10 protein-coding genes are annotated in these 9,420 nt (G+C 67.6%); 6 read left to right on the forward strand and 4 right to left on the reverse strand.

From position 1 onward, the window contains the following. Positions 1-85: 85 nt before the first annotated feature. Genes ABE434_RS14920 through ABE434_RS14930 form a run of 3 tightly spaced genes read left to right on the forward strand, consistent with a single transcriptional unit; the run spans position 86 to position 2,597 of the window. On the forward strand, positions 86-1,207 hold the full coding sequence (locus ABE434_RS14920; protein WP_346479380.1) for a class I SAM-dependent methyltransferase: 1,122 nt from the start codon (positions 86-88) through the stop codon (positions 1,205-1,207). Then, the gene (locus ABE434_RS14925) at positions 1,204-1,908 is read left to right on the forward strand and encodes a pseudouridine synthase (RefSeq protein ID WP_176990645.1); all 705 of its coding nucleotides are present in this window, start codon (positions 1,204-1,206) and stop codon (positions 1,906-1,908) included. Before ABE434_RS14920 ends, ABE434_RS14925 begins: the two co-directional genes overlap by 4 nt. Beyond that, on the forward strand, positions 1,905-2,597 hold the full coding sequence (locus tag ABE434_RS14930) for an HAD family phosphatase (RefSeq protein ID WP_346479381.1): 693 nt from the start codon (positions 1,905-1,907) through the stop codon (positions 2,595-2,597). Before ABE434_RS14925 ends, ABE434_RS14930 begins: the two co-directional genes overlap by 4 nt. A gap of 76 nt (positions 2,598-2,673) precedes the next feature. Here the strand turns inward: ABE434_RS14930 and fabB are convergent, their stop codons facing one another. Both fabB and fabA read right to left on the reverse strand, forming a co-directional pair. After that, the gene (fabB, locus tag ABE434_RS14935; protein ID WP_176990647.1) at positions 2,674-3,882 is read right to left on the reverse strand and encodes a beta-ketoacyl-ACP synthase I; all 1,209 of its coding nucleotides are present in this window, start codon (positions 3,880-3,882) and stop codon (positions 2,674-2,676) included. Continuing rightward, the gene (fabA, locus tag ABE434_RS14940; protein WP_070471641.1) at positions 3,882-4,397 is read right to left on the reverse strand and encodes a 3-hydroxyacyl-[acyl-carrier-protein] dehydratase FabA; all 516 of its coding nucleotides are present in this window, start codon (positions 4,395-4,397) and stop codon (positions 3,882-3,884) included. Before fabA ends, fabB begins: the two co-directional genes overlap by 1 nt. Positions 4,398-4,628: 231 nt before the next feature. Here fabA and dinB point away from each other — a divergent pair, with 231 nt between their 5' ends. Next, entirely contained in the window at positions 4,629-5,711 is a 1,083-nt protein-coding gene (gene dinB, locus ABE434_RS14945) for a DNA polymerase IV (RefSeq protein ID WP_346479382.1), read from the forward strand. Positions 5,712-5,984: 273 nt separating this feature from the next. Here dinB and ABE434_RS14950 read toward each other — a convergent pair whose 3' ends face one another. Continuing rightward, positions 5,985-6,908, reverse strand: coding sequence for an MBL fold metallo-hydrolase (locus ABE434_RS14950; RefSeq protein ID WP_346479383.1), 924 nt, complete (start codon positions 6,906-6,908; stop codon positions 5,985-5,987). A gap of 51 nt (positions 6,909-6,959) precedes the next feature. Next, a complete protein-coding gene (locus ABE434_RS14955; protein ID WP_346479384.1) occupies positions 6,960-7,598 on the reverse strand; it encodes an NAD(P)H-binding protein in 639 nt (212 codons plus the stop codon). Positions 7,599-7,694: 96 nt separating this feature from the next. On the opposite strand from ABE434_RS14955, the gene ABE434_RS14960 reads away from it, so the two are divergent. Together ABE434_RS14960 and gph are read left to right on the forward strand one after the other, a co-directional pair. Further along, positions 7,695-8,597, forward strand: a complete 903-nt coding sequence (locus ABE434_RS14960; protein WP_346479385.1) for a LysR family transcriptional regulator — start codon at positions 7,695-7,697, stop codon at positions 8,595-8,597. Between the two features lie 85 nt (positions 8,598-8,682). Beyond that, positions 8,683-9,333 carry a phosphoglycolate phosphatase gene (gene gph, locus ABE434_RS14965; protein WP_346479386.1) on the forward strand — a complete coding sequence of 217 codons (651 nt, stop codon included), beginning with the start codon at positions 8,683-8,685 and terminating at the stop codon, positions 9,331-9,333. Positions 9,334-9,420: the final 87 nt, after the last annotated feature.

Consider the following 9,420-nt stretch of genomic DNA (forward strand, 5'->3'; position numbering starts at 1 on the left):
TCAACAGGACGTTGAATAAACGCAAATCCGGGTGGGGCGGAGCGAACCGGTAGAATGGCGGCCTCTTTCAAGATGTGCCCCCCGCATGGCTGCCCAGCACGACGCTCCCCTGGAAACCCTGTTCCTGCCGTTCGCCAGTGGCGTGCTGTCCTGGCCCGCCGGCCCCGTGCTGTTCCTGCGCGCCCGCGATGGCGCCCCGCTGCGCGAGCACGCCCAGCCGGCCCAGCTGGTCTGCGAACAGAGCTTCCGCCCATTCGCCGATGCGCTGGAAGCCAGTGGCTGGACGGTGCGCGACGAACAGCAGCTGGCCACCGATGCCACCCGCTACGCGGTGGTGCTGGTGCTGCCGCCGCGCCAGCGTGAGGAAGCCAAGGCCCTGTTCGCCCGCGCGCTGGCCCTGGCCGCCCCGGGCGGCATCGTGGTTTCCTGCCAGCACAACAACGAAGGGGCGCGCTCCGGCGAAGGCGACCTGCAGCAGCTGGCCGGCCTGGGCGGCAAGCTGACCAAGAACCACTGCCGCGCCTACTGGACCGCCCCGCTCAACGGCCAGCACGACGCCGCGCTGGCGCAGCGCTGGGCGTCGCTGGACGCGCCGCGCGCGATCCTGGGCGGCCGCTTCCAGAGCCGTCCGGGCATCTTCGCCTGGGACCGCATCGACCCGGCCTCGGCCCTGCTGGTAGAGCAGTTGCCGGCCGATCTGGCCGGCCGTGGCGCCGACCTGGGCGCCGGCTTCGGCTATCTGTCCGCCGAAGTGCTGGCGCGCTGCCCGAACGTGACCGCGCTGGACCTGTACGAGGCCGAAGGCCGCGCGCTGGCGCTGGCCCGCGAGAACCTCGGCGCGCTCGGCAAGCCGGCGGTGCTGGCCTACCACTGGCAGGACGTCACCGCCGGGATCGACGGCGAGTACGACTTCATCGTGACCAACCCGCCGTTCCACACCCCGTCCCGCGCCGACCGTCCCGACATCGGCCAGCGCTTCATCGCCGTGGCCGCGCAGGCGCTGCGCCCGGGCGGCCGGATGTGGCTGGTGGCCAACCGCCACCTGCCGTACGAGCAGATCCTCAACGAGAGCTTCGGCCAGGTCCGCGTGGCCGCCGAGCGCGATGGTTTCAAGCTGATCGAAGCGACCAAGGCCAGCAAGAACGCCACACCGGTCCGGACGCCGCGCAGCACCGAGCCGAAGTGGGGCCGCGGAGGCCGCGCATGAAGCTGGTCAAGCTGTTGGCCAACCTCGGCTATGGCAGCCGAAAGCAGGTGCAGGGGATGTTCCGCGCCGGCCTGATCACCGATGCCGAGGGCGAGGTGCTGTACGCCGACGATGCGGTCGCGCATGAGGCGATCCGGGTCGAGGGCGAGCCGCTGGACCCGCCGCAGGGCCTGACCCTGCTGCTGCACAAGCCGCGCGGCTATACCTGCTCGACCAAGGACAAGGGCCGGCTGATCTACGACCTGCTGCCGCCGCGCTACCGCGACCGCGCGCCGGTGCTGTCCTCGGTGGGCCGGCTGGACCGCGATACCAGCGGGATGCTGCTGATGACCGACGACGGCGCGCTGCTGCACCGGATCGTGTCGCCGAAGTCGCGCCTGGACAAGGCCTACGAGGTCACCTTGGCCGAGGACCTGCGCGGCGATGAAACCGCGCGCTTCGCCAGCGGCACGCTGCTTCTGGAATCGGATGACAAGCCGCTGCTGCCGGCCGAGCTGCACGTCAACGGGCCGCGCCAGGCGCAGCTGGTGCTGCATGAAGGCCGCTACCACCAGGCCCGCCGCATGTTCGCGGCGGTCGGCAACCACGTCGAGGCACTGCACCGCAGCCGCATCGGCGGGCTGTCGCTGGGCGGGCTGCCGGAAGGCGAGTGGCGCATGCTGGATGCGGCCGATCTCGAGACGCTGTTCAACGTCCCATGACCGCCTTCGCCGCGCTGCCGTTCCTGCCCGACGCCGTCATCTTCGACATGGACGGCCTGATGATCGACAGCGAGCGGGTCTCGGTCGCGTGCTGGTCGCAGGCGGCGCAGGAACTGGCGCTGCCGTTCCCGGAGGGGTTCTGGCTGCGCATGGTGGGCCTGGGCGATCGCGATTGCGAACGCCTGCTGCTGCAGACGGTGGATGCCGGGCAGGTCGCTGCACTGTTCGCACGCTGTCATGCGCTGTACGAGGCGCGTACGCAGCAGGGTCTGCCGCTGCGTCCGGGCATCCTGGAAATACTGCACCTGCTGCACGAACACGGCATTCCGCGTGCGGTGGCGACCTCGACGCGGCAGCCGCGTGCCTCGCGCAAGCTGGCCGCTGCCGGGCTGCTGCCGTTCTTCGAGGTGGTGGTGACCAGCAGCGACGTGTCGCATCCCAAGCCGGCCCCGGACATCTATCTGCTGGCGGCGCAGAAGCTGGGCAAGGACCCGGCGCGCTGCCTGGCGCTGGAGGATTCCCCGGCCGGCATCCGCGCGGCGGTGGGTGCGGGCATGACCGCGATCCAGGTGCCGGACCTGGTGCATCCGGACGAGGAACTGCGCGCGCTGGGGCATCGCATCGTCGATTCGCTGCTGGATGCGCGGCAGTTGCTGGTGCCGTTGTTGCCGGTGACCGGCGCGCGGTAACGAACGCCGTCGCCCGTCTGGACCACGAAAAAGCCCGGCACATGGCCGGGCTTTTTCATGCGGATCCAGGCGCTGCTCAGATGCGGCTGAACACCAGCGCCGCATTCGTGCCGCCAAAGCCGAAGCTGTTGGACATCACGGTGTTCAGCTGTGCCGGCTGGGTCTGCTGCACGATCGGGAAGCCTTCGACCAGCGGATCCAGCTCGCCGATGTTGGCGGAGCCGGCGATGAAGCCGTCGCGCATCATCAGCAGGCAGTAGATCGCTTCGTGCACGCTTGCCGCGCCCAGCGAATGGCCGGACAGCGCCTTGGTCGAGGACAGCGGCGGTATGCTCTCGCCGAACACTTCACGGACGGCCTTCAGCTCGGTGACGTCGCCCAGCGGGGTCGAGGTGCCGTGCGTGTTGAGGTAGTCGATCGGGGCGGTGATGTGCTCCATCGCCATGTTCATGCAGCGCACCGCGCCTTCACCGGACGGGGCGACCATGTCGGCACCATCGGAGGTGACACCGTAGCCGACCAGCTCGGCATAGATGCGCGCGCCACGGGCCACGGCGTGGTCGTAGTCTTCCAGCACCAGCATGCCGCCGCCACCGGCGATGACGAAGCCGTCGCGGTCCTTGTCGTACGGGCGCGAGGCCGACGCCGGGGTCTCGTTGAAACGGGTCGACAGCGCGCCCATTGCATCGAACATCACGCTCATCGACCAGTGCAGGTCTTCACCGCCACCGGCGAACATCACGTCCTGCGCGCCATGACGGATCAGATCCGCGGCGGCGCCGATGCAATGCGCGGAGGTGGCGCAGGCGGCCGACAGCGAGTAGCTCAGGCCTTTGATCTGGAACGCGGTGGCCAGGCAGGCCGACACGGTGGAGCACATCGTGCGCGGCACCATGTACGGGCCGACCTTGCGCACGCCACGCGCACGCAGGATGTCGGCCGATTCCACCTGCCACTGGCTGGAGCCACCGCCGGAGCCGGCGATCAGGCCGGTACGCGGATTGGCGACCTGTGCTTCATCCAGGCCGGCATCGGCGATGGCGTCGCGCATGGCGATGTAGGCGTAGGCCGAGGCATCGCTCATGAAGCGCTTCACCTTGCGGTCGATCTGCGCGTCCAGGTCCAGCTCGATATTGCCGCCCACGTGGCTGCGCAGGCCGGCTTCGGCGTGATCGGGCAGGTGGCGGATGCCGGCGCGGCCTTCACGCAGTGCCGAGGACACGGTGTCCAGATCGTTGCCCAGGCACGAGGTGATGCCCATTCCGGTAATGACGACGCGACGCATCAGAAGTTCTCAGTGGAAGTGAACAGACCTACACGCAGGTCCTTGGCAGAATAGATTTCGCGACCGTCGACCAGCATGCGGGCATCGGACTGTGCCATCACCAGCTTGCGGTTGATGACGCGCGAGATGTCGATTTCGTAGGTGACGCGCTTGGCGCTCGGCAGCACCTGGCCGGTGAATTTGACTTCGCCGCAGCCCAGGGCGCGGCCACGGCCAGGCGCACCGATCCAGGTCAGGAAGAAGCCGGTCAGCTGCCACATGGCATCCAGGCCGAGGCAACCGGGCATGACCGGGTCGCCGAGGAAGTGACAGTCGAAGAACCACAGGTCAGGGCGGATATCCAGTTCCGCGCGTACCATGCCTTTGCCATGGGGACCGCCGTCCTCGCGGATGTCGGTGATGCGATCGAACATCAGCATCGGATCATTGGGCAGGCGGCCGCTGCCCGGGCCGAACAGTTCACCGCGGGCGCTGGCCAGCAGCTGGTCGCGCGAGAACGCGTTGAGACGAGTCATGGAAAACGCAATCCTGAAGAAGTTGTCATCGGGGTGAGCCGACCACAGGTCGACTGCTCTTGCATGAAGCAAGTGCTCAAGAGTGCATGAGAAAAAGTGATTCAATCAAACGTTTTAACCGTACGCCGCCGTAGTGTTTTCAGGTTCAAAAACGCATGTCGTTGTTATCCAACAACCATACTGCGGCGTGTGGCTGTAATCTTGTTCATCTGAATCCGAGTGCCGACGCCCGTGTCCCGCCCCCGCAAGATCATTCACGTCGACATGGACGCGTTTTACGCGTCCGTGGAGCAGCGTGACGACCCTTCCTTGCGGGGCAAGCCGGTGGTGGTGGCGTGGCGGGGAATGCGCTCGGTCGTCTGCGCGGCGTCCTACGAGGCACGGGTGTTCGGGGTGCGTTCGGCGATGCCAGCGGTGCGCGCGGAGCGGCTGTGTCCGGATGCGGTGTTCGTGCCGCCGGATTTCGTGCGCTACAAGGCGGTCTCACGCCAGGTGCGCGAGATTTTCCTGCGGCATACGGACTTGGTGGAGCCGCTGTCGCTGGATGAGGCGTATCTGGATGTGACCGAACACAAGGGCGGGATGACGGTGGCGACGGAGATCGCGCAGATCATCCGTGCGCAGATCCGCGAGGAGACGCAGTTGACGGCCTCGGCGGGGATCGCGCCGAACAAGTTCCTGGCCAAGATCGCATCGGATTGGCGCAAGCCGGATGGGCAGTTCGTGGTGCCGCCGCATCGTATCGAGCAGTTCCTGACGCCGCTGCCGGTGAACCGTGTGCCGGGCGTGGGCAAGGTGATGGCGGCGAAGCTGGCGGAGCTGGGCGTGGCCACGGTGGGCGATCTGCGTACGCTGCCGCTGGAGGAACTGGAGGCGCGGTTCGGGACGTTCGGGGGACGGTTGTTCAATCGTGCGCGCGGCCTGGATGAGCGGCCGGTGGAGCCGGACCAGCCGGTGCAGTCGATTTCGTCGGAGGATACGTTCGCGGAGGATCTGTTGCTGGAGGATCTGGCGCCGGCGATCGTGCAGTTGGCGGAGAAGACCTGGCAGGCGACGCGGAAGACGGACCGGGTGGGGCATACGGTGGTGTTGAAGTTGAAGACGTCGCAGTTCCGGATCATTACGCGCAGTTTTACGCCGGAGTCGCCGCCGGATTCGTTGGAGGAGCTGCGGGAGATTGCGTTGGGGTTGCGGGCGCGGGTGGAGTTGCCGCTGGAGACGCGGTATCGGTTGGTGGGGGTGGGGTTGGGGGGATTCCGGGAGCGGGAGGTGGTGCGCCAGCCGGGGTTGTTTGATCACCTTGGTGATGGCTGACGGTTTTTCTGTTTGCGGTGACGGCAACGGCAACGGCAACGGCAACGGCTGATGCGTTGGTGTGCGGGGGGTGAGGGTTTGGGACGACGCGGGTGGGGTATCGGGACCGTGTGTTGCCATGGATGGCAGCACACGAGCCTACATGGACGTACTTGCGGCGGGTCCCGATACCCCACCCGCGTCGTCCCTCCGACACTGGGTCGGTGCGCAGAGGGGAAATGCGTCGTGCGTTTCGAAATTCGCGAATGACGTTTGGTTTCTACGGATGCGTCTTTACGGCCACTGCATTTCGCCCTTGGCTACTTTTGCGCTCAGTTCCAATGAGCTCTCGCCAGCCAGGTTTGGATAGCGCTTTTTCATTGCGGCGATCAGTGCGTTGGCGTCGTTGCTGCGTGCGGTTTCTTCGTCGAAGGCGCGGATGTAGTCGGCGGTGAAATCCACTGCGCTGATGTCGAGGGGGGCACCTGCTGCGTAATGGCCGGGGATGACGCGGGTGGGCTTCAGTGCCTTGATGGTTGCCAGTGTCTGCAGCCAGTGCGCGTGCGATGGGGCGCTCTGGGTGTCGGCCATCCAGACGTGTTCGCCGGCGACGACCGGGATGCCGCCTAGGACGGTGTGGAGGGTGGGGATCCACAGGACGGTGCGGTCCGGGGTGGGGCCGGTGAGGCCGATGATCCTGATCGGTTGGCCTTCGAGGGTGAGGGTGTCGCCGTCGATGGATTTGGGGATGACGATGCGGGTCGGTTTGCCCGCGCCCATCTGTGGGCCCCAGTACGTGAGTTTGGCGGCCTGGGTGGCGTTGATGTGGGCGACTGTCGCGGGGGTGGCGAGGATGCGGGCGTCGGGGAAGGCGTCCTGCAGGGTGGCCAGGCCGAAGTAGTAGTCGGGGTCGCCGTGGCTGATGTAGATCGTGGTCAGCCGTTTGCCGGAATCGCGGATGCGCTGGACGAGTTGCGCGGCATCGGTGGCGGCGAACTGGGCGTCGACGAGGATGGCGTCGTGGCGGCCGGTGATCAGGGTGGACGAGACCGCGAACAGGGCGTCGTCGCCGGGATGATAGGGCCGCACCGCGAGGGGAGCGGCCTGGGCCGGGGCGGTCGCGGCCGGGCGGGCGTGGCTGCTGGCCGGCGCGAGGGCGGTGAGGCCGGTGATCAGGGCCAGGCTGAGGGCGAGGGGGGCGCGGGAGAGCATGGACATGCGGTGGGTTCCATCCAGGGCCCCGGCGGGGAACGCCGGGGCGGGCAGGGCTCAGTACGCGACGGTGGCGATCTGGCGGAGGTACTGCGGGGTTTCGATCTCGCTGACGAAGGCGTCGGCGTAATCGGCGTAGCTGATCCGGCTGTGGCCGTCATCGCCGACCAGGAAATTCCTGGCCTGGGTGCGGAAGCCGCCGCGCTGCGGGCCCGGGCCGATTTCGGCGGCGGGGGAGTAGAAGGTCCAGTCGAGGTCGTCGACGGCGCGCAGCTGCGTCAGCGTTTCGCGGGCGGCCAGGGCGACCGGCTTGTAGGCGTCCGGGAAGCCCTCGGTGTCCACCAACTGCACGCCGGGGGCAACTTCGAGGCTGCCGGCGCCGCCGACCATGATGAAGCGGGGCACGCCGGCCTGGCGCGCAGCGGCGACCAGTGCGGCACTGGTGGTGGTCACCGTGGTGGGGGCATCGCCCGGGCGCGGGCCGAAGGCGCTGGCCAGGACGTCATGGCCAGCGATCACGGCGGCCAGCGCGTCGGTGTCATCCAGCGCGGCCACGGCCAGCTGGGCGCCGTCCAGTTCAGCCGGGAGGTCGGTCTCGCGGCGCACGATGGCGGTGACCTGATGGCCGCGGGCGAGGGCCTGGCGGGCGATTTCACGGCCGATGTTGCCGGTGGCACCAACAAGCGCGATTTTCATGGGGAAGGTCCGTTGAGGAAGGAAGGCCAGCGTATGCCTCTGGAATCGAACGAAAAACCGCGTATAACGGCCTAATTTGTTGCACAGATCGATCAAATGGACCGGATGACCGCCATGAACGTGTTCGTCGAGGTCGCCGAGCGCGGCAGCCTGACGGCGGCGGCCGAGGCGCTGGAGATGTCGCGGGCGATGGTGACGCGCTACCTGGCCGAGGTGGAGCGCTGGCTGGGCGCGCGGTTGCTGCACCGGACCACGCGCCGGATCAGCCTGACCGGGCCGGGCGAGGCGGCGCTGCTGCGCTTCCGGCAGATGCTGGCGATCGGCGATGAGCTGCGCGGCGAGCTGGCTACCGACAACCCCGAGCCGCACGGGCTGCTGCGGGTCACCGCAAGTGTCTCGTTCGGGCAGATCCATCTGGCTGCGGCGGTGGCGGAGTTCGTCAAACGGCATCCGCTGACGCGGGTGGAACTGCTCCTCGTCGATCGGGTGGTGAACCTGGTCGAAGAGCGCGTGGATATCGCCGTGCGCATCTCGCGCGCGATCGATCCGAGCCTGATCGCGCGGCCGTTGGCGCCGTGCCGTTCGGTGCTGTGCGCGGCGCCGGCGTACTTGGCCGAGCGCGGCACGCCGACGACGGCCGACGGCTTGGCCGTGCACAACTGCCTGACCCATCACTACGTCGGCAAGAGCGTGTGGCATCTGCAGCGCGGGGGACGGAAGATCGCGGTGGCGGTGGGCGGCAACATCAGTGCCAATGAAGCGTCGCTGCTGCTGGAAGCGGTGCGCGCCGGTGCCGGCATCGCGATGCTGCCCACGTACCAGATCGCCCCGTTGCTGCGCAGTGGCGAACTGATCGAAGTGCTGCCGGATTACGAGGTTGAAGGGCTGGGCATCCACGCGGTGTATGCGTCTCGCCGGCAGTTGCCGACGATCATGCGCAGCTTCCTGGATTTCCTGGTGGAGCGGTTCAGCAGCCCACGGTTCCTGGCGTCGCTCTGAGCGCCGGACGTCAACGGCGCATGAGCTGGAACGCGCAGGGGCGACCTTACAATGGCCTCCCCACGTCGTTGAAGTGAGTGTCCTCTTGTCCTATCCGTATCCGTTGGTGGTGTTCGATCTGGATGGCACGCTGGTGGACAGCGCTGCCGATATCGCCGAAGCGCTCAACCGCACGCTGCAGGACTGGCAGTTGCCGCGCGTGCCGGAGGCGACGGTGTTGACGTGGATCGGGGATGGCGTGCGGCGGCTGGTCGAGCAGGCGTTCACCGCAGCCGGCAGTGATATCGATCTGGACAAGGTGATGCCGGGTTTCATGCGGCACTACGAAGCGTGCCTGTTGCGCAGCCCGCGTCTGTTCGATGGTGTGAGCGAAACGTTGGGCGCTTTGCGCGCACGTTCGGTGACGCTGGCGATCTGCACCAACAAGCCGTCCGCGCTGGTGGCGCCGTTGCTGCAGCACTTCGGTCTGCAGGACGCATTCGCGCTGGTGCTGGGCGGGGATTCCTTGCCGGAGCGCAAGCCGAGTGGTGCGCCGTTGCGGCATATCGCCGCGCAGTTCGGCGTGGCCGTCGAGGCGGCCTTGATGGTGGGCGATTCGATTACCGATTACCACGCCGCGGTGGATGCCGGCATGCCGGTGGCGCTGGTGCGGTATGGGTATCCGCGTGGGCTGGACCTGGACACCGTCGAGGCGGTTGCCGTGGTGGATGATCTGCGGGAACTGCTGGCGCTGTGACGCATCAAGGCGTGTGCCGACCCACCGGCGGCACCAGGCACGATCAAATGGTGGCCACCCACGGGCGGGACCGACCCGGGTCAATGA

The organism is Stenotrophomonas sp. TWI1183 (genome assembly GCF_039673115.1).
Taxonomy (GTDB): domain Bacteria; phylum Pseudomonadota; class Gammaproteobacteria; order Xanthomonadales; family Xanthomonadaceae; genus Stenotrophomonas; species Stenotrophomonas maltophilia_AA.